The organism is Horticoccus luteus, from assembly GCF_019464535.1.
Taxonomy (GTDB): domain Bacteria; phylum Verrucomicrobiota; class Verrucomicrobiia; order Opitutales; family Opitutaceae; genus Horticoccus; species Horticoccus luteus.
Window position 1 is genome coordinate 3,523,405 of the sequence record NZ_CP080507.1, and the last position, 23,724, is coordinate 3,547,128.

Here is a 23,724-nt window from a genome sequence, read left to right on the forward strand (position 1 = left end):
TGACGTTTACCTTCCCGTGCTGTCCGCCCGCCGGCCGCTCGTTCGTCATATCATCTGAATTCTCTTTCCTCCCATGAACAAACCCTCCTCTGACTATCCCGCCTTCAGTCCGTATCTCAGCGTCCGCGACGCCGCGCGGGCCCTCGATTTCTATGTGGCGGCCTTTGGCGCGACCGAACGTTTTCGCCTGCTCATCCCCCACACCCAGACGGTCGGTCACGCCGAACTGCTGATCAACGGGCAACTCGTGATGCTGGCGGAGGAAAATCCGCAGTGGGGCAACAAATCGCCCTCGACCCTCGGCGGCTCGCCCGCGACTTTTTGTCTGTTCGTCCCGAATGCCGACGCGGCGCTGGAGCGGGCGGTCGCGGCTGGCGCCACGGTGCGCAGCCCCACCGCCGATCAATTTTACGGCTTCCGCAGCGCGTGCGTCACGGACCCTTTTGGCTACACTTGGATGCTCCAGCACCAAATCGAAAACGTTTCTCCCGCGGAGATGCAGCAACGTTGGATGGCAATGAGCAGCGGCAGCGCCGAAGGCTGCGGCTCGAATTAATTTATTCGCCCGGGGGCCGCTCAGCAGGCACGCGCCTTCGCCTCAAATCTGGTGGGGTCCCACGGGCTCGTCCTCAGCGCCAATTTCTGCCAATAGTATTTCAGATCGTCGGATTTCCAGTCCCGGTAAATATCCTCCCACTCGAGATCAGGCAGATGCGGTCGCAACGAGCCCACTTCAACCGGCTCCGACAAGGCCTGAAACCGCACGTCCAACGACAGGCGAAGCCGGTCCTTCATTTCCGAACGCAGGGATTTGTGCACCACCAGGCTGTTGAAGGTCAGCACATCGCCCGCGTCGTAATCGCCCTCCACCCATTCGGTCTCCCACGGACAAAGTTCCACGACGTGCCCACCCGCGCCCTTGGCCGGTCGCACGGGCAGTTGCCCCGCGTGGTGGCTGCCTCGCAGCACGGTGAGCCCTCCGAGCGTGCGCGGGCAGTCCCCCAGCGGAATCCAACACGTCATCGTGCTCGTGGCGCCCTGCACAAACGGAAAATCTTGATGCGGCGGCGTGGGGAAATTGCTGCGGTGCGGGATCAACATCCGGGCCACCGTGCGCGCATGAACCAGCACGTCCTCCTGAAACAACGTGCGATACAGTGCGAGCAACGCGCGGTGGTGAGGAAAACGATGAAAACTTTCGAGGTGTTGCACATCGCGATAGCATTGCTCGCCCGTGCCCCACGCTGAGACCTCGGCGTCGGGCAGCGTGTCGGTAACGTCCCGGTTGATCAATCCGCCCCAGCGATCCTGCCCCGGCATCCGCCATCGGTGACGGTCCGCGACCGCGAGGATGTCCGCCCTCAGGCTCATGACGTAATCGCGCGGCAGCAGTCCCTTGAAGAACAGATAACCGTCGCGTCCGACGCGTTCCCGCAAACCGCCCGGGTCCGCCAGGAGCGGCGTTGAATCAACAAAAAGTGAGCGGGTGATGGGCCGCGCTTTCGGCTTCTCGATCGCAACAGGATTCACGGGCGGAGGGGGAACGCCCGAAACCTGCAACGACCCGCCGCCATTGCAAGCCGATGAAATCCGACGCGCGCACGCGGCTCAGCGTCCAGCGGTTAACGAAAATTTTCCCGCCCTCGTCGCCCGGCTCACCTCACCGACCTCGCCTCACCGGTCCCGTGCGGGCACGCTCCACGGCTCCGCCTCAAACCGCCGCTTCTCCGCGTCGCGCTCGATATACGGCACGCCTTTTTCGAGCCACTCCGGTGCGGGCGCGCCGTGCAAGTAGTGCTCGAAAAACTGCCACATGCGGTGGCTGAAATCCACTTGGTCGGCGCGGCGCGACAGACCGTGCCCTTCGTCGTGATAGTTGAACAACCACACCGGTTTCTCGTAGCGCCGCAGCGAGAGAAACAACTCCACCGCCTGCTCCCACGGCACCGCGCCATCTCGATCGTTATGCATGATCAACAGCGGCGTCGTCACGTCCTTCACATGAAACACCGGCGAATTCTCCAGATAGAGCTCCGGCGCATCGGCGAGTGACGCCCCGATGCGGCTCTGCGTTTTCTCATATTGAAACAGCCGCGGCTGGCCGGAAATCCAGCGGATGCCGCCATACGCACTCGTCATGTTACCCACCACCGCGCCCGCTTCCGCTGCGCGAAAACGATGCGTCTGCGTGATGAGATAGGCCGATTGGTAGCCGCCCCACGACGAGCCTTGAATCCCCAGCGCGTTCTCATCCACGTAGCCGCGCGCGATCACCGCATCGAGCGCCGGCAGCACGCAGTTCAACGCGCTCCGGCCCGGATGCCCGGTCGTGTAAGTAATGTCGGGCAGCAAAATCAGGTAACCGTGGCTCGCGTAGAACGGGAAACTGATGTTCGACCCCGGCGACGGCGCGAAAAACCGGTGCACGATCAGCGACAGCCGCTCGTAGGTGTAAACGATGAGCGGATATTTCTTCGTCGGATCAAAGTCCGCCGGTTTATAGAGCAACGCCTGCAAGGCCACGCCATCGGCGTTGCGGTAATTCACCAGCTCCGCCCTGCCCCATTTAAACGGCGCCAGTTGGGCCTGCCCATCCGTCACCCGCCGCGGCGCCGTAAAATTTTCGTCGGTGAGATAGACATCGGGAAACTCGTCGAACCGCGACGCCACCATCATCAGCACGTCAGCCCCGAGCGCGCGCCCGGCGATCCGCCATTCACAATCGCGCCAGAGCAGACGCTGCGGCGCCGCCGCCGCCGTGAAACTCGTCCGAAAATACCCGGTCGCACGCGTCTCCTCGCTCTCGCCGCGCACGATCAGCGGCCGCGCGGGGTCGAACCCGCGCGACGCATCATCCTCCTCGTGCGCCGCCATGTCCTGCACGCGAAAAATAATCTTCTGCGCTCGTCCCGCACCGCGGGTCAAATTCCGCGCCGGCGTCCCGTCGACAAATGCCTGCCACGCATCGTAACGGTCATACAGCAGAAGCGACCGGCTGTCGTCCGCCCATCCTGCCCAGCCATACGGCTTCGCCGCCTCCGGCTGATCGTGCTCTTCATCTTGAAATGCGACTCCCAGCTTCGACGTCAGGTCCCGGCTCTCGCCGCTCTCCACGTTTATCAGCCGCCATTGCCGGTCGTCGAAATACGCCGCCCAGCGTCCGTCCGGTGACAACGTGATCGCGGGCGTGCCTTCATCGCCGGAGTTGCCCCGCAGCTTCCGCAACAGCAGCCGCCGCCCGCCCGTCGCGGTGTTGATCGCATAGATGTCGCCGTAGGTGCCGTCGAAGTCGCGCAGGCGCAAATACGGGCGGTAATCAAAACCCAGCGCACGCGTGCCATCGTCGCTCACCGCGACTTCCGCGACCGTTTCGTCCGCGATCTGCGTGTAAGCCTGGCTCGCGAGATCGAGCACGCCGCGAAACGTCCGGCGCCGGTCCGCGCTCGCCCGCACTTCCTGCCGCGACTGGATCAGCCCATCGTTCCAACTCCAGATATCGGCGGTCACCTTCTTTTCCGGATCGCGCTCGTCCTTCGGCGCCACCGTCGGAAAAGCCGCCACGCCCACGAAAAGCTTGCGCCCGTCGAACGAAAATTCCGGCGCCGTATACTCGCTGACCGTCATGCCCGCAGGCATCCCTGGCGTTGTCGCCGAGACGACTTCCTTCGCCGTGCCCTCGCCCCGCCGCCAATGATACGCCTTGAATCGCGGCGCGGCCGCCGTCGCATCGTCGCGGTCGCTCAAAAACGCTGCCTGGGTTTGCGTGCGATCCCACGTGAGCTGCACATAACGGCCGCGGCCCTTGAGCAGCGCAACCGGCGCGGCCTCGTTCCCGGGCGTCACTGCAAACACGCCGTCCTCGTCCGCCTGCGTCGCAGCGACGACGAACAACAGCGTCCGGCCGTCGCGCGCGAATGAGTAGTCGCTCACCTCCGCGAATCTCCGCTCGGCTCCCGTCGCGAGATTGCGCAGGACGAGCGTCGTTTTGGCCGGTGCAAGCTTCACGAGCGTATCCGCGTCGCCGCCGCTTTCTGCGCCGCTCCCGGTATTAGCCGGCGACGGACGGCTTGTCGGCGTTTGCGAGAGGTCCTCCGGCTGCCCAGGGATTTGCTTCGCGTCGGGCTCCCGCAGATACGCCACCCACGCCCCGCCGCGAGCCGGGGTCTGCACGCTTCTCACGCCCTCCACCCGCGTCATCTCGCCCGTGGCGAGACGCGTGATCAGGAGCGCTCGTTGAGGCGCGTCGGTTCCTTTCGCCTTCGTCACCCGCGCCGCCGCCTGGTCGGCCGCCGACGGAAATACAAAGCTCAACAGAAACTCGCCCTCGCTCGTGAACTGGAGTCCAACTGTCGGCCCCGGCGGCTGGCGTTCGTCGATGCGCGTGGGCAGCGGAAACGGCGGCGGCGGCGGCTCGCCGGCCGGCGCACGATACTCGCGCGAGGTCTGCCCATTGCGCACCACCACCTCACCATCGCCCTGTTGCGGCATGTAGCTGTAAGCCAGCCACTGCCCGTCCCGCGACAGCGTGGGCGTGACGATGCTGCGCCACCCGTCAAAGTCATCGGGCGACAACATCCGTTTGCCCTCGCCCGCGTGCGCCAGCACCGCACCACCGGCAACACACCATGAAACCAACACCAATCGGATAAACCCGCGAAAAGACATCACCTCACGACCTTCGAAACCGAGCCGCTCACTGCAAGAAAAGAAGACGGCGGCAGTCAGCGCCACCATGCGACCGCGCACGCGCTCACCGCGAGGGCGAGCGCCAGGACGCTCACGACCAGCATCGCACGCACCCGCTCCTGCAACGCCGCCGCCGCTTCCGCCTGCCGCCGCAGCTCCTCGGCGAGAGACTTGAGTTGCTCGCCGACACCCACGAGCACCTCGCCGGCTTGCAGCGTTTCCTGTTCCAGCCGCGCCACGCGCTCTTCCACACGCGTTGTCACTTGATTGGCGCGCAGGTCCGTCACGATCCGCGTGGCGCTCGCGATGAGCGGCCCGATGGCTTTGATGATCGGCGCGATTTGCATGCGGTAACCAAGTGCCGGAAACCCCCGCGGACAAGCCGCCCCGACACTTCGCTCCGCCGGGCCCGACGGGTTGCGCCTTGACCAGCCGCACCGCGCGGAGCACGAAACAGCCTCCGCGCGCGCGAAACTTCTTCAACTGCACGCCTCGCTTCCATGCTTTCCCAGTCTCTTCCTGCGCAACTCGGCCTGACGTATTTTCTCTCCGAAATTTTCGTGCGTTTCGCGCGCCGCTCGGATCAGCACGCCCAACACTCCGACGCCGGCTCGCTTCGATGGTTGTGGATCTCCATCGCGCTCGGCATCGGCGGCGCGGTGGCTGCGCAAACGTATTTCCCCGCCGGGTATTTCGCGCTTTCCCCGCGGACCGCGACGGCGTTGGTCGCCGTGTTTGGTCTCGGCCTCGCGTTGCGATGGTGGGCGATTCTTGTCCTCGGTCGCTTCTTCACGGTCGATGTCGCCATCGCCGCCGATCATGAACTCGTCGTTCGCGGCCCTTATCGTTTCGTGCGCCATCCCTCTTACAGCGGCATGATGCTCGCGTTTGCCGCCCTCGCCGCGACGTTTCAAAACTGGCTTTCGTTCGTCTTCGTCCTCGTGCCGATTTCACTCGGCCTCGCCTATCGCATCCGCGTCGAAGAACACGCGCTGGTGCAAGGCCTCGGCGATGCCTATCGCCGCTACCAGAAAACCACGAAGCGGCTGATTCCTGGCGTGTATTGAGCTGCGCGCGTCGGGCCGTCGCTGATCGCGCGACTTGAGAAAATCGGGGGCCGCGTAAGGCAGTGCAGGCCCCCGCGACATCGGGTTTGCCAGTCATCCGGCAACCCGCCATGCCTGCGCGCCGTGAATCTTTCCGCCGCCATCGCCACGACTCGGAGCTACATCGACGCCAATTGGGAAAAGACGTTTCGTGACTCGCGCGCCGAGTCCGTCCGCGAGTTTCCCCTTCCGCGCCCGCACACCGTGCCCTCGACCGATCCCACGATGTGGCTGTTTTTCTATTGGGACACCTACTTCACCAACCTTGGCCTTCTCCGCCAAGGCCGCGCCGCGCAGGCGTTGAACAACGCCGAGAACGTCCTCCATTGCATTGAGCAACTCGGTTTCGTGCCCAACATCTCCGTCCGCATCGCGCTCAATCGCTCGCAAGTCCCCGTCTCCGCCCCGCTCTTCGCCGACATCTATCGCCACACGCAGGACCGCGCTTTTCTGCCCCGCGCTTACGCGGCACTCGTAAAAGAATACGCGTTCTGGATGGCGCTCCGCACGGCCCCCAACGGCCTCGCGACGTGTGGCACGCACGCCGATCCCGTCACGCTCGCCGATTTCTACAAAGTGATCAGCCACCGCCTGCGCGACATCCCCGAGGAGCCCGCGGCGCGCCTGGTTTACCTCAAGCACAAGATGGCCGAATGCGAAGTGTGGGATTTCAATCCCCGCTTCAGCCAACGCGCCGCCGACTTCAATCCTGTCGACACCAACGGCGTGCTCTTCCTCTTCGAAACCATCGCCGGCGATTTCGCACACGACCTCGGGCTCTCCTCCGACGAACAACTCTGGCGCGACCGCGCCAGCCACCGTCGCGCCCTCGTCGACCGCTACCTTTGGAACGAACAACGCGGTTACTACTTCGACTACGATTGGGCGAACCAACGCCCTGGCTCCGTCGTCTCCGCTGCGCCGTATTTTGCGCTCTGGTCCGGCATCTGCTCGGACGCCCAGGCCGCCGCGCTCGTGCGCAACCTCCCGCTGGTCGAGCGCGCCCACGGTCTCATCACCTGCGCCGAAGGTAGCAACACCTCCGCCAACACTTACCAATGGGATGCCCCCAACGCCTGGCCGCCGATCCAGACCGCGGCGCTCCTCGGCCTCCTGCGCTATGGTTACGTCGCCGAGGCAAAACGCCTCGCCGAAAAATACGTGCTCACGTGCGCACGCAATCTCGAGCAGACCGGCCAGCTCTGGGAAAAGTATAACGCGCTGACCGGCGGCATCGATGTCGCCGACGAATACAAAATGCCGCCGATGATGGGCTGGACCGCCGGCGGCTTCCTCCACGCCGCCGAGGTGCTCGAGCGCTGACTCGCGCTGCCACGAAGAAAATCCGCCACTTCACCCGACCGGCGCCGGAAAACGCGCCGCGAAAACGCTTGGTGCAAAACCGTGCTCCGCCCAGCGACGCCGTCGCCGTCGATGCGGCGTGCCGGGCGCTGGTGATGTCTACCGCAATGGCGCTTCGTCGGACGATCTGAGCGGCTTGATCGACGCTTTCAGCATCTCTCCCCACTCCGCCCAGCGCTTGCCTTGAGTGCCGGCGAGGCGCTGCACGCCGCAGATATCCTCGTAGATGTTTTCCATGTAAAACATCGATTCCCAGTTGATGTTGAGATCGTGCTGATGCTCTCGCCTAAACTCCAGGAGCGCGTTCGTCGCCGCGGTCTTTTCCGCATCGCTCGCGGCGCTCAAGAGCTCATTACACCGCATCGCGTGAAATTTGAGTCGGCTGTGCTGGTTGGCCAGTTGCAGGTTTTCCACTCTCGCACGCGTCGCTGGCGAGAGGTCCGGCCGCAGGGCCGCGCCGAGCAGCGCGTCGGTCGCGTCAAAATCCCCTTCCGTGTAGAGGAGGCTGGTGAGCTGCATGAGCTTGTCGTTCACCTCTCGCAGCTTTCCGCTCATCGCGACGATCCGCTCGCGATTCGGCTGGATACGCTCGTTCCAAATCTGCCGCCAGTAGCGGTGATAGTCGCGGATTGCGCCGCTCGCGGCGCCAAACCCCGCGCAATACTCCTCCTCCCACTCCGCAAAGGTCCGCTCCGGCCGATAAAACGCCCGCGCCATGATGTAATTGGTCATCCCCGACACCGGCCAATAGCCCCAGCACGTGTCGTAGTCGGTTCCCGTGAGGTGAAACGCGCTGTTCGCGAGTTGCATCTTCTCGAACATGTTTTGCTCGAAACCCAGCGGCAGTCCCGTGTCGTCGCACTGATCGTTGGGCCGCAGATAAACTTCCTTCGCCCCCGCGGCCTTCCACGCGGCGTAGAATCCTCGCAACTCCTCCTCCGAGGAGAAATGGCTCGTGATGAAAAAAATCACCACTCCGTCGGCGACCTTCTCGCGCCGCGGCGGCGACCGGTAGGCGCTGTAGGCGTAATACGTGGTTTTCGCGGCCGGATCGTATTTCAACGCTTCCGCCTGGACCGCGTTGGCGAAACGCAGATACCGGTCGGTGAGCGGCAATTCGGTCGAATCCACATCGAGGTTTTCTTCGCCCGGCAGCCGCACATCCCATGCCGCGCACTGCGGGCAACGGCAGAAACCACGGCTGTCGTTTTCGCACGCGTTCACCACGTGACCACGGCCCGCCGTGAAGTGCCGTCGCGCCACTTCGCGCGCCAGCGCCGGATTGCTCACGCACATTTTAATGCGGTCCGGCGCACCCTGCATGATCTCCGCCGCGGGCGCCCGCTTCCCTGCACGATTCAACGCGAAAAACTCCGGATGCTCCGCTCCGTATTCGAGCCACCATTCGGTGAACGCATGCCCGTAGAAAAACTGCACGCTGCGGCCCATCCGCATCCGCCGCTGCCACACGGCTTCGTCGGCCCGGCGCCGGACATATTCGTCGGTGTCGAAGATGAACGCCGCCGGCACGCTGCCGCGCGAGAGCGCCATCTTGCGCAGGTTGTCGGTGTAGGCGGGCCGCATGTGCCGCTGCCGCAGCGCGGGCACCCACGCGCCCCGCTCCACCGGCAACGCGAAACGATCCTCAGGCGTAAACGCCACACCCGCCGCGCCCGGCTCCAGCCACCGCACGCCCAGCTTCTGCTCCAGCAATTCATACACGGCATACAACGTGCCCGTGCGATTCTCCTTCGCCGTCGCCGTCTCGCGCGCATCGCCCCGGTCAACATTGACCGCATCATCGCCGAACAACCAGACGCCCTCCGGCGCGATCACCCAGCGCGCCTCTTCCGGTGCGAGCGGCCGATCGTCGCCCGCCGGGCGCACGCCCACATGCAGCGCAAACTCGCCCGCGCTCGCCTGCGTGCGCACCGGCACGTCGCGTCCGCCGATCAACGTCAGGTGCGTTCGCAATTCTTCCGCCGCGAAAGCCACGACGGCATTCGCGTTTCCCGGCACCACGATGACGCAGTCCGCCGGTTTTACCGCGAGTCGCTTCGCATTCTCCGCGCTGGCGAACAGTCCGCCCGTCGCGCACGCCGAAACGACCACCCAAAGAAGTATGTTTTTCATCATGTCAGAATTCTCTTTTTTCTCCCGTCGCGGCGGTTGCCGCGCACCAGGCCAACTCAGCGCGGCGCGGCTGCGCCCTTCACCGGCACGTAGTCATACGTGCGTCCCTCAAAGCGGATTTCAAACGCCGGATTTTGCATCAGCTTGATGATTTCCGCGCCCGCCAGCAGCATCGGGCCATAGCCTTGCAACGCTGCGAAATGCACCGGGCGGTTGTAGTAATACACTTGGTCCCCCGCGTAATTCGTCGCGACTACAGAACCCTCCACGCGTCCGGCCCAATCGATCTTCGTCGACAACGCCGCCCAGCCAGCCTGCGCAATCGGTCCGTAAACCACGGGGCTGATCCAGCCCTGATTGATCGCGTGCGCAATCGCGTAGGTGAACATCGCCGTGCCTGACGTTTCGAGGAACGAATCATTGCGATCGATCATCTGGTGCCAGAAACCCGAGCCCGATTGATATTGCGCCACGCCCCGGAGCGCGGCGCGAAGCTGCGCAAGCACGGCCTCGCGCCTGGGATGATCCGCCGGCAGCACGTCGAGCAGGTCGCACATCGCCACCACCGTCCAGCCCATGCCGCGTCCCCAGTAGAAGTGAGGCGCATCGGGATTGTTCGCGCTCCAGCCGTGCGTGTAGAGGCCGGTCGACGAATCATACAAGCGGGCCGACATGCCCAGCGCGTTTTGCACGGCATCGTCGAACCACTTGCGCTCACCCGTGAGGTGACCCAGCTCCGCCAGTGCGGGCACGCCCATGTAGAAATCGTCCGCCCAGACCGACTGCGCCTGCGGGTGCTCGCGCGCCAGCGTGCCGTCGCTCAATCGGAATTGCTTGTGCGCAATCCAGTCCGCCCACGTGTCGATCACCGACTGCAAATCCGGCCCCACGCCGGCGAGGCGGGCACGCACGACGGCGGTGCACATCGCGCCGCTGTCGTCGAGCGACCGGGGCGCGATCGCTTTGAAAAAGTCTCCGCGCTGATATCCAAATTTCGCCTCGACCGCCCGGAAATATGGCAGGTGTTGCGCGATGAACGTGAACCGCCGCTCCACGAAATCGGCGAAGCGCGTATCGCCAGTGACCTTCGCCGCGTAGAGCATGCCGGAATACACCACTCCCATTTCATAGGAAATGATGCCGTTGCCCGCCTTGCCATCGTCCACCCGCGCCGTTTTTACCGGCGACGAAAAGTCGGTGATCTCTTTCCCGGTCGCACGATCCTCGATGCGAAGAGGCGAAACGCGGTCCAGATAATCGCGCACGCGGCCCAGCGCCTCGGTGATTTCCGGCACCGTCGGCCGCTGATAGGGCACGGGATAAGTGCCCTCGCCGAGATCGCGCGGATTCTTCGCGTCGCGATTGCGATACGGACCTTCCGCCAGCGCGGAAGCCGCGCCCAGCGCGAACGAAAGAACAACGACGGCGATTTTGTGCAGAGTCATGACGGAATGAATTCGGATGCAAACGACGACGCGCCGCAGGGTTCATAGGCGCGCGGCCGTGGCGTCAGTTGTGGCCTTCGAGATAGCCTTTGAAGTCGGTCGTTTGATGCTGGTCCGTCCGGTAAATGATCGGCTTGGGATCGAGCCAATCGGCGATGGTGGCACCAATGGCCGTCGCGAAGAAATGGTTTCCCGCCGGACTGTAGTGACCGATGAAGTAGCGGTCGTAGTAGCGGTCGATGCTCAGGTTGAACGCCTTGAAATCCGCCACGTGCACGAGATTCATGTCGAAGACCTTGAAGTTGTGCTGCGCGAGGAAATCCACCACCGGCTGGTCATAACGGCTGGTTTCGCCCGCCAGCAGCGAGCGGGTGACGCGGTTGGGATCGAAGAGCACCACGAGGAGTTTCTTGTGCTGCGCCGCGGCAAACGCCTGCGCCTTGGTCAGGATGTATTTCGTCGCCGCGAAGCTATATGCGTCGAGCAACCCTGTGATCGCGTCGTCCCGACGAGCGGGATCATCCCAATTCACCGCGAAATCAAGCCAACCGGCGAGCTTCCGCAGCGCCTCCCAATCGGGCGCCCGGATCAAACCCTTTTTATACAGACTCATCTGCAGCGCGAGATCGCCCCGCATATTTTCCGCCATCCAGTCCGGATTGGTCATGTTATACACGTCCGCCGCCGTGCGGATGCGGCTCTCGTGCTCCACCATTTTTCCGGTCGCCAGATCCATTTCGATGTTCGGCCAGAAGTTGCCGTGAAACATGACGCCTTCGCCCTCGATTTCCGTCTGCCGCGCAGTCCATTCGCGGAAATTCATATACCGGCAGCGGAGCAGACTCCGGATGTGGTCGTCGCCCCAGAGATAGAACACCAGATATTCAGCGCCGTGGTCGGTCGTCTCCTCCCGCAGCAGGCGGCGGTAGGCCTGATAAACCCCGTAACCGCCCATCCCGAAATTGCGCACCGGTTCGCCCAGATGCCCGGCGAGATATTCCTGCCACGTCTCGCCGTCGTTCACCTGATGACACTGCGTGAAACTGTCGCCGTAGGTGTTGATGCGACAGGGCCGCGCCGGATACATGAACGACCTGCGGGCGCCGTTGGCCTGCGCCGTGGACAATGTCATGCTCTTCTCGAAGCCATCGTGCGGCATCGAGTTGCCGAGGATATAACCGAGCTCGGGATCGAACTTCGCCCAGCCTCCATCGTTTATAAACACCTCGACCTCATGGCGCGACGCCACGTTGGCCCGAATGTAATCCAGATATTCAGGCGCCATGGCCGTCGCCTCCGCGGCACTCGCGCCTCCGATCGCCAGCAAGGAACACAGTCCGAGCCGCGCAAAACTCGAGCCGAAGCGTGAAAACGTGTTTGTGGCGCACGCAAGCCGCCGACATCCGGCCAAGAACATAGGGCAAATAAAGGGACATGAGGGGAAACGCGGGGGTCAGCGCGCAGGTTGCAGGCCGCCGCCATGGTTCGCCAGCAGGATGACCAAGCAAATTACGTCGCGCGTCGCACTCTGCTCCCAACCAGCGGCCTAAGCCTCCATGCCCGCCTCGCCCGACCCGCCGAAGCCCGACCCAACCGCTCCCATTCAGGCCAGCGCCTCGTGCAAAATCTCCGCCGGATGCAAGGCGCGACGGTGCAACGCGTCTTTGATCTGATGCCGGCAACTCGTGCCGGACGACGCGATCAAAACGTCTTCCGGCGTGGCTCGCACGGTCGGAAACAGCACCAGTTCGCCCACCTGCTGCGACACCGCAAAGTGCTCCTCCTCGTAGCCGAACGAACCCGCCATGCCGCAGCACCCGCTGGGAATCATCGATACATTGTAATGCAACGGCAGTTCCAGCGCCTTCACCGCCGGCGTGAGCGACGACAACGCCTTCTGGTGGCAATGCCCGTGCAATTTTATTTTCCGGGCTGCCGTCGTGAACGCCTCGCGCCGGATCCGCCCGGCATCGCGTTCGCGGGCGATAAATTCTTCGAACAGCAGCGCGTGCTTCGCCAGCGCCTTCGCGGCGCCGATCAGCCGCTCCGGCACCAGATCCGGAAACTCATCGCGGAATCCCAGAATCGCCGACGGCTCCAAGCCGATCAACGGCGTCTCCGCCGACACGACCGGCGCGAGCAGTTCCACGTTGCGAATCGCGAGTTTCTGCGCGGCGCGCACGAGCCCTTTTGAAAGCTGCGCCCGACCGCTGTCCACGTGCTGTGGGATGACGACTTCGTAACCGAGACGGTTGAGCAACTGCACCGCTTTGATGCCGATCTCGGTGTCGTTGTAATTCGTGAATTCGTCGCAGAACAAATACACCCGGCCCTGCGGAAACGAAGACGCGGCGCCGGCTTTGTTCGCGTGTTTCGCATGCCAGCGCCGCAGCGTGGTGTGGTGCAGCTTCGGGATGCTCCGCTCGGGGGCGAAGCGCGCGATCTTCTTCACCCAGCGACTCGTCACCGCGTTCGTCACCGTCCAGTTGAACAAGCCCGGCGCGAGCGACGCCCACGCCATCGAGCGCGAAAACCCCGCGATCAAGCGCGAGCGCAAAGGCACGCCGTTGGCATCGTGGTAGTGCTGCAACCACTCCGCTTTCAGACGCGCGATATCGACGTTGGACGGGCACTCGCTTTTGCAGCCTTTGCACGAGAGGCATAGGTCCATCACCGTGGCGATTTCCTCGCTGTCGAACGGGCGCGCCGGATCGCGGGGATGCGTGAGCATGTGCCGCAACATATTCGCGCGCGCTCGAGTCGTATCCTTCTCGTCGCGCGTCGCCATGTAGCTCGGACACATGGTGCCGCCGGAGAGCGCCGTTTTTCGACAGTCGCCCGAGCCGTTGCACTTCTCCGCCGCGCGCAACACCCCCTGTGTGCCGCTGAAGTTAAACACCGTTTTGTAATCCGGGTCCGGATCACCCGGCGAGTGGCGCAACGATGTATCCATCGGTGGCGTGTCGATGATCTTCGCCGGATTCAACACGTGGGTCGGGTCAAACGTCTCTTTCACCCGGCGCATGAGCGCGTAGCAATCATCGCCGACCATGAAGCGGATGAATTCACCGCGCAGCCGCCCATCGCCGTGTTCGCCGCTCAGCGAACCGCGGTATTTTTTCACGAGCGCGGCCACATCGGTCGCGATGTCGCGAAACATCTTCAATCCTTCCGGGGTTTTCAGATTGAAGAGCGGCCGCGTGTGCAATTCACCCGCTCCCGCGTGCGCGTAATAGACGCACTTGATCCCGTATTTCCCCTGCATCAACGCATCGAACTCGGCAATGTAGGCCGGCAAATCCTCGACCGCCACCGCCGTGTCCTCGACGATCTCGCGCGGCTTCGCATCGCCGACGACGTTGCTCATCACGCCCTGCCCGGCGCGGCGCAGATCCCACACCTTCGCGCCATCGCTGCCCCACAACACCGGGAACGCGTAACCCAGCCCCGCCGCCCGCAGCTCCGCCTCCAGCGCCCGACACTCCGCCTCGATTTCCTCCCGCTGCTCGCGCTTGATTTCCACGACGAGGATCGCCCCGGGATCGCCTTGCACGAAAAAGCGGTTCTTCGCCTGCTCCAGGTTTTCCTTCGTGCAGTCGAGCACGTGCCGGTCGATCAACTCGCACGCGCTCGGTCGGTGCCGCAGCGCCAGCAGCGTCGCGCGCAACGCCTCCTGCACCGTCGCGAAATGCGCGCATAACAACGCGCCCGCCGGCGGCAGCGGCTCGACGTTGAACTCAAACTCGACGCCGACAAACAAGGTGCCTTCGGAGCCGGCGATCAAGCGGCACAGATTGAATGGCCGCTCCGACTCCGCGTCGAACACCGCGCAATCCATCAACGCATCGAGCGCATACCCGGTATTGCGGCGCGTGACGGTCGCCTTCGGAAAACTCTCGCGGATGAGCGCGCGGTTGTCCGCGGCGCCGAGCAAGTCGCGCACTTCGCGGTAGATTTTCGTTTCCAGCGAGTCCGGCCCGGCACACTTCGCGGCGAACTCCGCGCGGGTCAGTGGGCCGAACGTCACCTCGCTGCCATCGCTCAAAAAGCCCCGCGCCTCGACGAGGTGATCACGCGTGGAACCGTAAACGAGCGAATTCGAGCCGCAGGAATTGTTGCCGACCATCCCGCCCATCATGGCGCGATTCGCCGTGGAAGTTTCCGGACCAAAGAGAAAACCCTGCGGCTGAAGAAACGCATTGAGATCGTTGCGGATCACGCCGGGCTGCACGCGCACGCGCCGGGTGTCCGCATTGAAAGCCACAATGCGATTCATATGCCGGCCGAGATCGACCACGATCCCCGCGCCCACGACTTGCCCGGCCAGGGAGGTGCCCGCCGCGCGGGGGATGAACCCGAGTCGGTGTTCGTGCGCAAAATTCAAAATCGCCCGCACATCCGCCTCTGTTTTCGGCAACGCCACCGCGGCGGGCAGCTCCTGATACTCCGACGCGTCGGTCGAATACAGCAGCCGCAACAAGCGGCCGGAGTGCAACTCACCCGTCAAGGAGTTGGCCAAAGAAGCGTAATCCGGAGAGGTCGGCGTGCGCATGGGTTTTGCGAGAGTGCGCCGCACCTTTCGGCAGGCGAGCTTCGAAATCGCGGCGCTGCTGATGCGAGTGAAATCGCCTCACCGCGGTCATGAACACGCACCGGTCTTCGTCGCGCTGGACTTGCGTAACCCCCGCGCCTTTTCCAAACCCGCAGCGTGAAACCTTCTCCGCGCTGGCTCGCGTTCGTCATCACATTCCTCTTCTTTGGTTCTCTTCTCTCCGCCATGGCCGCCTCACCTGCTGCGGTTCGCGTCGTTGATCGACTCGCTTACAGCTGGCAATCTCAGCAAGTGCAGGAGCCCTGCATTCTGCCCAACCCCAAGCAACCCGGGCGCCTGGTCATTTTCTATTCGGGTGTGCCCGCGACCAATCGCGCCGTCGCGTTCATCGGCAAGGCCTGGGCCGAGGCCGCGGATCCGCTGCATTGGCATCTCGATCCGTCCAACCCGGTTTTTTCGCCCGGCCCGGCTGGCAGTTGGGACCACGGCACAATCCGCCTCGACTGCGTGCTCTATGTGCCGGAAGAGGATGCCTACTATATTTACTATTCGGGCACCTCTGGCTCGATCCAAGACCACATCGGCCTCGCAATTTGTCCGGCGGGCAAGGACGGCTACAGCTCCATCCGGCCGGAAAATATCGCTCGATTCGGCGATGTTCCCGTGCTGGCACCCCGCCCGGAGAAACCGTTCCTTGAAGAAATGGCATCGCAATCCGCGGTCTGGCGCGAAAGGGATGCCGCGACCCACGCTTGGCGGTGGTTTATGTATTACTCCTATCGCGGTAAGGATGGCATTCTCCCCGGCCTCCGACTCGCCACCTCGAAAGACGGCAAACACTGGACGCGCCACTTCAACCGCGACGATCCGCGGGGGATGGGCCAGATCTTTGCCTCGACTCCCGATGCCTACTACGAATGGCACCAAATATCGAAAATCGGTTCCACTTATGTGCTATGCATGGAGGTCGGAAAGAACCGGGGTCAGCGGTGGCGGCCGGTCTTCGCCGTGAGCGACCGGCCGGACCGTGGCTGGCGTCAGCTTGATCTCGATTTCGCTCTCCAGACATCTTGGACCGGTGTGTATCGCGACGACGCCCATTATCACGTCGCCACACCTGCGCTCTACGAGATCAACCACGATTGGTATCTGTTCGTTCAAGCCTGTCCGCGACCCAAGAGCGATGATTACATCGAAGGCCACTGGGATATGTGGGGGTTTTCTTGCCCGCGCGCGGTCGCGATTCCCGGGCACCCAGATCAACTGCACCTTCCTGGCCAGTGACCGCCGTCCCCTTTCTCGGCGATTTCCTGTGATAAGGCGCTCCGCTCGGTCGCTCGGTCCGCGCCGGACCTTCGCTTGCTGCTGCCTGTAAAAAATTAAACCGGGGCGAAGGATTTCTCCTCCGCCCCGGTATTGTTTTCTCTGTTATGCTGCGAACCGCAGGGTTTTACGCAGCGGGGACCAGATCAAGCGACGGAACGCCTCTGGGAAGCGAACCACCGTCTGGGACCAGTCACGGTTCTCCTGATTTTGCAGCCGTGTCTCGGCGGGCAACTCTGCAGCCGGGGGCAAATCTGCCTCTTCACGCGAGTTTTCAGGAAACTCATACGTGGCGAGCATCATCGCTCCCGAGCCGTAGCAGCCCGGATGCACGACATACATGGTCTTGGACTTTTTGTTCATGATCGGACGGAGGACTCAAGTGCATGGCACCAAGGCCTCCTGGCCGACCACCAACAGGCAAAGAACAAACGCACCATTAACGGTCCTCCCCTGCTCGTCAATGGCCCGTGTGCTTCTTGGCCCGACAGCAGTCCGGCTCTCACCCGCAACAGCGCGTCTTAACTCCGTCCGCGTCCCCGCTCTCGGGCTGCCGCCTCGCTGCGCCGATCCTAGCGTGTCCTAAGCTCAGGTCTGCCGCAACTTGCGCAACCCTTGGTTGATCCGATCGAGGTTGCAAACGCTCGGGTCGTAATCAGGCCCCACCCACTCCCGCCACTCGCGTCCCAGCTCCGTGTCCGGCTCCGCGAGGCTCTTCAAAAGATCGTGAAACGCTTCGAGTCCGCCGCAATCCTCCGGCGGCCCAGCCCGCTCTCCCGCCGTGCACAACGGGTAACGCACGCCCTTTTCCATTTCGCCGATCTTCTCCACGACGAGATCGACCGACCAGCCTTCGCCGAAGTGATAGCAATACCGAAACCGCTCGCGCTGATCCAACCCCGCCTCGCCGAGCGTGACGTCGCGGTCGTCCTCCACGAGCAAGTCGTCGCGCTTCACCGGATTGCCGAAGCGCAAGTCGTCGAATTGAAAAACGTGCGTCTGGTAGTCGAACCACTCCAGCGCGACCTGGATCGCGTCGTGCAAGCCGGAGAGCCACATGGATTCGCGCACGACGAGACGCCGCCAGATCGATGGCTCAGTGCCGGCCACCGACAACCGCAACGTAAAGGTGCGCTCGCGCACCTTCTTCGCTTTGGCCCCGCGTCCTTCGTGAAGTCCGATCATACCGCCGGTAGCTCAACCTCCCCGCCTTGCGCGCGCAAGAACGGTCGCGGTCGACCTCGCTTCACCCGAGCAGACGCACCGCGACCGATTGCTTACCGGCACCGCCAACCGCGGCACACATAGTCACCACCGCACGCACGCCAAACGGGGTTAGGCCTTGCCACACCTTTTTCGGCCTGCCACGTCGATTTCACGTGATGTCCGCCGCGCCTGCCCAGTTGCCGTTCTTTCACCTCGTGAGCTTTACGGGGCATCGACAGCTTGCCGACCCGGCAGCCGTGGGCGCATTGCTCCGCCAGGAGCTGGCCGCCCTGCGTCGCGAATCGCCGGGCGAATGGATCGCCCGCTCCTCCGCCGCGGCTGGCGCCGACCTCCTGTTCGCTCGCACCGCTTTGGACCTTGGACTCGGCTGGGAAGTCACGCTGCCGCTCCCTATCGGGGATTTTCAGCAGGATTTCGCGCCCGAGGACTGGCGCGAAGTGCGCGCCACCCTTGACCGCGCCGAACTGATCGAAGTCGTCGCCGAGCCAGGCTCGCGTGAGGAAGCGTATCTTACCGCTGGCTACGAACTCGTGCACCGCTGCGATGTGCTCCTCGCCGTGTGGGACGGCCTGCCCGCGCGCGGCAAAGGCGGCACGGGCGACATCATCGCTTATGCGCGGGCGATGGACGTGCCGCTCGTCATCATCAACCCGCTCGATCTTTCCGTCCGCCGGGAGAATTTCGCCGCGCTCCGCCTCCACGATGCGCACCTGCGTTTCCTTAACGCCGTGCCCGGTCCGGCCACGGCAGACAACGCCGATGCCCGCGAACAAATTGCCGCCTTTCAACGCAAACTCGACGACACCGCGACCCACAGCTCCCCGCATTTCCGCCGCCTGACGGCGCTCACGGTCTGGCTGCACGTGGGCGCGACCACTCTCGCGACGGCGGCGCTCGCATTCGGCTGGCACTGGGGCGGCTTGCCCGTCGGCAAACTCCTGCTGCTCCTCGGCGCCCTCGGCGTGGCCTACTACATGCGCCGGCAAAGCACGCAAAGCCGCTGGACGCGCTGCCGCCTCGCCGCCGAAATCACCCGCTCGGCGCTCGCGATCTGGGGCCTGCCGCGCGCCACCCGGCTGTTTGCCGATTTTGACTGGGTGGGCCTCGAACCGCTGCGCCGCTCACTCGATGTGCTCCACCGCCGGGGCGCCCGCGGGCAGCCGCGCGACTTCGAGCGGTTCAAACAAGAATACCTCAGCACGCGCATCGACGACCAGCTCGCCTACTTCGCGCGGCAGAAAGCCAAGGCCGAGCCGCTGCTCGCGCGCCTGCGCTTCGGCTTCGGCGCGAGCACGATCGCGGCCATCGCGCTCACCGCACTCTACGCGCTGGATGAAGTCTTCGGCCTGGAGCTGCTCCCGCGCCCCGCCGCCGAGCTCCTTTATTATTTTGGCCCGATCGTGCTGCCCGTCGTGGCGGCCGCCTTCATTTCGCTGATTTCCATCAACGACCTGCATCGCCGCGTCGCCCGTTATCATGAGATCGGCGCGCGGCTCGTGACGGCGCGCCGCGAAATTGCTTTCAGCCAGACGTGGGCCGGCCTTGAGCGCGCGATCGCCAAGGCCGAACGCGTGCTCGTGCAAGAAGTGTTCGAGTGGCACTCGATCACCAGTTTCACCGAATCGCACTGACGGCGCGCGGAACCCGCGGGTGCGTGCCTACCCGTCACGTCGGCCGCCGGCCCCTTCGAGCGCGCTGGCCGCCATTAAAATCGATACGTCGCCGTCGCTCCCACCTGGCGAGGATCAGCGCGATCTTCGTAACGCGTCTCGATATAGTCCGGATCCTCGTTGCCGAAGAAAAACACGCGCTTCTCGTAACGTTCATCGAACAGATTCTTCGCCCACACCGTGAACGTCCAGTCGCGCCACACGTAACCGACACTCGCATTGACGAGATGGTAGGCGCGACGCTGCTGATCCTGGTCGTTCGAATCATACTGGCTCGCCCGTCCGAGCAGGTCGACGTCGCCAAACACCCCCCGGCTCGCGCCGTAGTGCGCGCCCACCGTGAAGCCGTAGGCCGGCGTATTCGCCAACCGCCGACCGCCGCCCGCGTTGCCGTTGCTCAACACAAACGGCTCCAGTTCCGAATCCATGAGCGCCAAGGTGCCCCGCACTGACCACATCGCCGTCATTCGATACGTCGCCGTCGCCTCCGCTCCCGTCACGTGCGCGCGTTGACCGTTGTCGGTGAAGAATCGGTAGCTGCCGCCAAACCCCGCCGAGTCCCGCACCTGCGTGGCGTGGCGGTCCAGGTAGAAGACCGTGAGTTCGCCGCGCAGGCGTTGATCAACCGAGTGCCCGCGCCAACCGGCTTCGTAATTCCACAACGTCTCCGTGCCGTAGGTCAGCGGATCCGCCGTTGGATCGATGCGCGCATCGACATTGATCCCGCCCGCCTTGTAACCGCGCGTCACCGAGGCAAACACCACCGCTCTCGGGCTCAGGTCGTGTTCGATTGTCAGTTTACCGCCGAACATGGTGACATCGAAGCGGGGGTTCAACGCGATGGGCGGTGCCGACGTGCCGGCGATTGGATCAAACTTCGTTTTTACGCCGCCGCCGCGAAGATCAATTCCTTCCACGCGCAAACCAACGATGACGCGTGTCTGCGAGGTGAAGTCGTGCGCGATCTGCCCAAAAAGCGCGGTGTTGTCCGCACGGTAGCGGGTATCCAGGCCGCTGATCTCGTAAGCACTTGTGTCGGTGTAATGGCTCGTCTCGTCGAGCCGGGCAAAGAATGCGCCGAGCGTCCAACGGTCGATCCAGCCCAGCGCACCTTTCGCCACCGCTGAATCGAGGCGCAACTCCTGGTTGAACACGTTGCGCAGGCGGCGATCGTCACTGAAGCTTGCATACGAAGCCGAGGTCCAATCGTCGTCGTAACTGTAGATCGATCGCGTTCGCACTGCATTCGTGATCGTCGTCAACCGCACGTCCGGCCAACCCGAGAAGGTCCCGCGCACACTGCCGGCCAGCGAACGCTGCACGTCGCGGCCCGGCTGGTCGCTGTAGGTGAACCGGCCGTTGTTATCCAACGCGAACTCGTCGAAGCCATTGTTGAGATCGGCCCAGACCACCGCGGTATCCCAGCGCCAGAGAGGATTCGGATTATACGTCAGCCGCAGTCGCGCGGTGAATTCGTCCCGTGCATTGGTGTCGCGATTGAGAAACACATTATGGCGAAAGCCATCGCTCTTCGATTGCTCCACCGCCAGCCGCATCATCAACTGGTCCGGCCGGCCCGCATCCAAGGGCCCGCCGAGGGCGAAGCCGCCCGTGCGCAAATCGTCACTGCCCACACTGCCGTGCACGAAACCCGTCCAAAACGGCGTGGGCGCATGCGTGACGAGGCGGATCACGCCGCCCGCCGCATTCGCGCCAAACGCCCCCGCCTGCGGTCCGCGCAACACTTCCACCTGCTGCACATCGAAGGTGCTCCCGATGCCGCCCAATCCGGTGAAATCGAGGTCATCGACGAGAAAACGCACGGCCGAGTCGGGCGTCTCTCCTTCGTATTGCGAATTTTCGCCGATGCCGCGGATTTGAAAATAACGCGGGCGAGACGTCCCGCCGGTCCACGTCAGATTCGGAATTTCGTTCGCCACATCGCCGAGGTGCTGCACCGCGCCGGCCCGCAAGGTCGCGTCATCGATCACCGTGACGCTCGCCGACATGCGGTCGAGCGGTGACGACCACAGATCCGCCGTTACGAGGACTGGATCCAGCATGACCGGCGGAGGCACCGTTTGCGCGCGGCCCAGCGCCGTTATCGCGGCGAGAGCGACTCCAGTGGTAAGAATTCGTATCGGGATTTGCATCGTTGGATGCCCGACCCAAAGCGGAATCCCGAGAAAAGGGGCGCCACGGGCGGCGCCTCCGAGACGCCCACTCGCGCGCCTGCTGTTTCCTTCGTCGGCATGATCCGTTTCAGGTTCGAAGGGTCGAGCAGCCGATCGTGCCGCAATCTCAGCCCTCCGCGGAGGACACCCCTACAGGCGAGCCGAAACAAGCGCTCTCGTTGGATTGCGCGCAAGCCAAACCTGCGTCACCTCCCCGCCGCGCGTCCTCAGGAAACACAATAGCCGCTCCTTGCGAAGCGGCTATTGTGACCTAACACCAAGCAAACCGTAAAAACTACAAACATTCATCGTCCCCCAACAAAAAAGAACGATGCTGACTACGGAAAGACAGACGCAGGCGGATTCGATTCGCTCAAAAATAATTCACTCTTTCTCCAACATTTTTTCGGGCGCCACGCGGGCCAAAGTTTGCCGCCTGCAAACACAAAAGCCGCTTCTTGCGAAGCGGCTCGTGTGACCTAACACCAAGCAAACCGTAAGAACTACAAACATTCATCGTTCCACCAAGAACGATGCTGACTACACCAAGCTAGACGCGGAATTTTGATTTCTGCTCAAAAAAACGCAGAAAAAAGTGCAGATCTTTTCATGCACAGTATACCGTTGTTAATAAGCGATTTGCGAATATTCGTTTCTTCCTCTCGCAGCCGATTGTCTTTCTGAACGCTTTTTTTCGTGCCTTGGCCTGCGCCTGCACTGCCGCGCTCACATTTTTCGCAGCGCCTTGACTAGACCGACCCATTCGCAGGCCGCCGTCCCCGGCGAACCACCCTGCGCCGCGTGAGGGCGTTTTCCGTCACCTCGCCGATGGCGCGGTCGTCGCTGGCGTTTGCTCAACCGGAGCCGTCTCGGGGGCGGCCGGCAACGGCGTGCTTTTCAACGGGTAAGTGAACCGTTTGCCCTCGTAGTTGCGGAAAACCACTTCGTCATCGGTGATTTTTTCCAGATACTCGGGGTTGATCGGCACTTTGCCTCCGCCGCCGGGTGCATCGATGACGTATTGCGGCACGGCATAACCGGTGGTGTGACCGCGCAGCGCCGCGATGATTTCGATCCCTTTGCGGACGTCGGCCTTGAAGTGCGCGCCGCCCGTGATCAGGTCCATCTGATAGAGGTAGTAGGGCCGCACGCGCATCCGTAGCAGCCGGTGCACCAACGCCTTCATCACGTCGGCGTCGTCATTGATTCCTCGCAGCAACACGCTCTGGTTGCCGAGCGGCACGCCGGCAAACGACAGCCGTTCGCACGCATCGCGCAACTCCGCCGTGCATTCCTTGGGATGATTGACGTGAATGCTCATCCAGATGGGGCCGTATTTCTTTAAAATCTCGCACAGCGCCGGCGTGATGCGTTGCGGCAGAAATACCGGGATGCGTGACCCGATGCGGATGAACTCCACGTGCGGGATCGCTCGCAAACGGCTGATCAAGTGCTCCAGCTTCTTATCCGAAAGCAACAACGGATCGCCTCCCGACAGCAGCACATCGCGCACTTCCGGATGCGACTCGATATAACGCAGCCCCTGCTCGTATTCCGGATGAAAATTGTAGTCCTGCGCGTTGCTGACCAACCGGCTGCGCGTGCAATACCGGCAATACGAAGCGCAACGGTCCGTCACCAAAAACAACACGCGGTCCGGATAACGGTGCACCAAGCCTGGCACGGGCGAATGCTCATCCTCGCCGAGCGAATCGAGCATCTCCTCCGCCGCAATCTGCTGCTCCCCCGCGCGCGGAATCACCTGCTTGCGAATCGGACAATCCGGATCCTGACGGTCGATCAGATTGAAAAAATACGGCGTGATCGCCAACGAAAGCTTGTGGCTGGCAAACAGGCACCCGGCCTTCTCGTCCGGCGTCAACGTCATCAACTGCTCGAGCTGCTCGAGCGTGGTGATGCGGTTTTTGAGCTGCCACGTCCAGTCGCGCCAATCCGATTCCGGAACGTGCTGCCAGAGTCCCTGGCCCTCGAACCAAGTGGAGCGGTCTTCGGTGTAAGGCATGGTGTGTGACGCGAACGATTAGG

General features: G+C 63.2%; 16 protein-coding genes and 1 riboswitch. Of the genes, 5 read left to right on the plus strand and 11 right to left on the minus strand.

The window, feature by feature from the left end; genetic code table 11:
• Positions 1–73 precede the first annotated feature (73 nt).
• Positions 74–556: a VOC family protein gene (locus tag K0B96_RS14310; RefSeq protein WP_220161562.1), complete on the plus strand. Its 483-nt coding sequence runs from the start codon at positions 74–76 to the stop codon at positions 554–556.
• 20 nt (positions 557–576) lie between these two features.
• Here the strand turns inward: K0B96_RS14310 and K0B96_RS14315 are convergent, their stop codons facing one another.
• From K0B96_RS14315 to K0B96_RS14325, 3 genes are all read right to left on the minus strand, one after another.
• Positions 577–1,530, minus strand: coding sequence for a phytanoyl-CoA dioxygenase family protein (locus K0B96_RS14315; protein WP_220161563.1), 954 nt, complete (start codon positions 1,528–1,530; stop codon positions 577–579).
• Positions 1,531–1,674: 144 nt separating this feature from the next.
• On the minus strand, positions 1,675–4,665 hold the full coding sequence (locus K0B96_RS14320; RefSeq protein WP_220161564.1) for an alpha/beta hydrolase family protein: 2,991 nt from the start codon (positions 4,663–4,665) through the stop codon (positions 1,675–1,677).
• A 56-nt stretch (positions 4,666–4,721) separates the two neighbouring features.
• Positions 4,722–5,033, minus strand: coding sequence for a hypothetical protein (locus tag K0B96_RS14325; protein ID WP_220161565.1), 312 nt, complete (start codon positions 5,031–5,033; stop codon positions 4,722–4,724).
• 153 nt (positions 5,034–5,186) lie between these two features.
• On the opposite strand from K0B96_RS14325, the gene K0B96_RS14330 reads away from it, so the two are divergent.
• Together K0B96_RS14330 and K0B96_RS14335 are read left to right on the plus strand one after the other, a co-directional pair.
• The gene (locus K0B96_RS14330; RefSeq protein ID WP_220161566.1) at positions 5,187–5,753 is read left to right on the plus strand and encodes a methyltransferase family protein; all 567 of its coding nucleotides are present in this window, start codon (positions 5,187–5,189) and stop codon (positions 5,751–5,753) included.
• A gap of 123 nt (positions 5,754–5,876) precedes the next feature.
• Complete coding sequence (locus K0B96_RS14335) at positions 5,877–7,115, plus strand: trehalase family glycosidase (RefSeq protein ID WP_220161567.1); 1,239 nt, start codon at positions 5,877–5,879, stop codon at positions 7,113–7,115.
• 138 nt (positions 7,116–7,253) lie between these two features.
• On the opposite strand, the gene K0B96_RS14340 is transcribed toward K0B96_RS14335, so the two are convergent.
• The 4 genes from K0B96_RS14340 to K0B96_RS14355 all read right to left on the minus strand — a co-directional run bounded on the left by K0B96_RS14340 (position 7,254) and on the right by K0B96_RS14355 (position 15,284).
• On the minus strand, positions 7,254–9,287 hold the full coding sequence (locus K0B96_RS14340; RefSeq protein WP_220161568.1) for a DUF4838 domain-containing protein: 2,034 nt from the start codon (positions 9,285–9,287) through the stop codon (positions 7,254–7,256).
• Positions 9,288–9,343: 56 nt separating this feature from the next.
• Positions 9,344–10,732 (minus strand): glycoside hydrolase family 88/105 protein, encoded by a 1,389-nt coding sequence (locus tag K0B96_RS14345; RefSeq protein WP_220161569.1) that lies wholly within the window; start codon positions 10,730–10,732, stop codon positions 9,344–9,346.
• A gap of 64 nt (positions 10,733–10,796) precedes the next feature.
• Positions 10,797–12,149: an SGNH/GDSL hydrolase family protein gene (locus K0B96_RS14350; RefSeq protein WP_220161570.1), complete on the minus strand. Its 1,353-nt coding sequence runs from the start codon at positions 12,147–12,149 to the stop codon at positions 10,797–10,799.
• A 186-nt stretch (positions 12,150–12,335) separates the two neighbouring features.
• Positions 12,336–15,284: an FAD-binding and (Fe-S)-binding domain-containing protein gene (locus K0B96_RS14355; RefSeq protein WP_220161571.1), complete on the minus strand. Its 2,949-nt coding sequence runs from the start codon at positions 15,282–15,284 to the stop codon at positions 12,336–12,338.
• Between the two features lie 156 nt (positions 15,285–15,440).
• Here K0B96_RS14355 and K0B96_RS14360 point away from each other — a divergent pair, with 156 nt between their 5' ends.
• Positions 15,441–16,568, plus strand: a complete 1,128-nt coding sequence (locus K0B96_RS14360; protein WP_220161572.1) for a glycoside hydrolase family protein — start codon at positions 15,441–15,443, stop codon at positions 16,566–16,568.
• A gap of 144 nt (positions 16,569–16,712) precedes the next feature.
• On the opposite strand, the gene K0B96_RS14365 is transcribed toward K0B96_RS14360, so the two are convergent.
• Positions 16,713–16,970, minus strand: a complete 258-nt coding sequence (locus K0B96_RS14365; RefSeq protein WP_220161573.1) for a hypothetical protein — start codon at positions 16,968–16,970, stop codon at positions 16,713–16,715.
• A 225-nt stretch (positions 16,971–17,195) separates the two neighbouring features.
• The gene (locus tag K0B96_RS14370; RefSeq protein WP_220161574.1) at positions 17,196–17,792 is read right to left on the minus strand and encodes a plasmid pRiA4b ORF-3 family protein; all 597 of its coding nucleotides are present in this window, start codon (positions 17,790–17,792) and stop codon (positions 17,196–17,198) included.
• A 197-nt stretch (positions 17,793–17,989) separates the two neighbouring features.
• Between K0B96_RS14370 and K0B96_RS14375 the strand changes: the two genes are divergently transcribed.
• Positions 17,990–19,465 (plus strand): hypothetical protein, encoded by a 1,476-nt coding sequence (locus K0B96_RS14375; RefSeq protein WP_220161575.1) that lies wholly within the window; start codon positions 17,990–17,992, stop codon positions 19,463–19,465.
• A gap of 74 nt (positions 19,466–19,539) precedes the next feature.
• On the opposite strand, the gene K0B96_RS14380 is transcribed toward K0B96_RS14375, so the two are convergent.
• The gene (locus tag K0B96_RS14380) at positions 19,540–21,567 is read right to left on the minus strand and encodes a TonB-dependent receptor (protein WP_220161576.1); all 2,028 of its coding nucleotides are present in this window, start codon (positions 21,565–21,567) and stop codon (positions 19,540–19,542) included.
• A 159-nt stretch (positions 21,568–21,726) separates the two neighbouring features.
• Positions 21,727–21,840, minus strand: a riboswitch (TPP riboswitch).
• Positions 21,841–22,495: 655 nt separating this feature from the next.
• Complete coding sequence (locus K0B96_RS14385) at positions 22,496–23,701, minus strand: KamA family radical SAM protein (RefSeq protein WP_220161577.1); 1,206 nt, start codon at positions 23,699–23,701, stop codon at positions 22,496–22,498.
• Positions 23,702–23,724 lie beyond the last annotated feature (23 nt).

Excerpts from the sequence above, each read along its gene's own strand:
- K0B96_RS14310 (WP_220161562.1), top strand. The coding sequence starts at position 74 with ATGAACAAACCCTCCTCTGACTATCCCGCCTTCAGTCCGTATCTCAGC.
- K0B96_RS14320 (WP_220161564.1), bottom strand. The coding sequence starts at position 4,665 with ATGTCTTTTCGCGGGTTTATCCGATTGGTGTTGGTTTCATGGTGTGTT.
- K0B96_RS14325 (WP_220161565.1), bottom strand. The coding sequence starts at position 5,033 with ATGCAAATCGCGCCGATCATCAAAGCCATCGGGCCGCTCATCGCGAGC.
- K0B96_RS14330 (WP_220161566.1), top strand. The coding sequence starts at position 5,187 with ATGCTTTCCCAGTCTCTTCCTGCGCAACTCGGCCTGACGTATTTTCTC.
- K0B96_RS14340 (WP_220161568.1), bottom strand. The coding sequence starts at position 9,287 with ATGAAAAACATACTTCTTTGGGTGGTCGTTTCGGCGTGCGCGACGGGC.
- K0B96_RS14345 (WP_220161569.1), bottom strand. The coding sequence starts at position 10,732 with ATGACTCTGCACAAAATCGCCGTCGTTGTTCTTTCGTTCGCGCTGGGC.
- K0B96_RS14350 (WP_220161570.1), bottom strand. The coding sequence starts at position 12,149 with ATGTTCTTGGCCGGATGTCGGCGGCTTGCGTGCGCCACAAACACGTTT.
- K0B96_RS14355 (WP_220161571.1), bottom strand. The coding sequence starts at position 15,284 with ATGCGCACGCCGACCTCTCCGGATTACGCTTCTTTGGCCAACTCCTTG.
- K0B96_RS14365 (WP_220161573.1), bottom strand. The coding sequence starts at position 16,970 with ATGAACAAAAAGTCCAAGACCATGTATGTCGTGCATCCGGGCTGCTAC.
- K0B96_RS14370 (WP_220161574.1), bottom strand. The coding sequence starts at position 17,792 with ATGATCGGACTTCACGAAGGACGCGGGGCCAAAGCGAAGAAGGTGCGC.
- K0B96_RS14375 (WP_220161575.1), top strand. The coding sequence starts at position 17,990 with ATGTCCGCCGCGCCTGCCCAGTTGCCGTTCTTTCACCTCGTGAGCTTT.
- K0B96_RS14380 (WP_220161576.1), bottom strand. The coding sequence starts at position 21,567 with ATGCTGGATCCAGTCCTCGTAACGGCGGATCTGTGGTCGTCACCGCTC.
- K0B96_RS14385 (WP_220161577.1), bottom strand. The coding sequence starts at position 23,701 with ATGCCTTACACCGAAGACCGCTCCACTTGGTTCGAGGGCCAGGGACTC.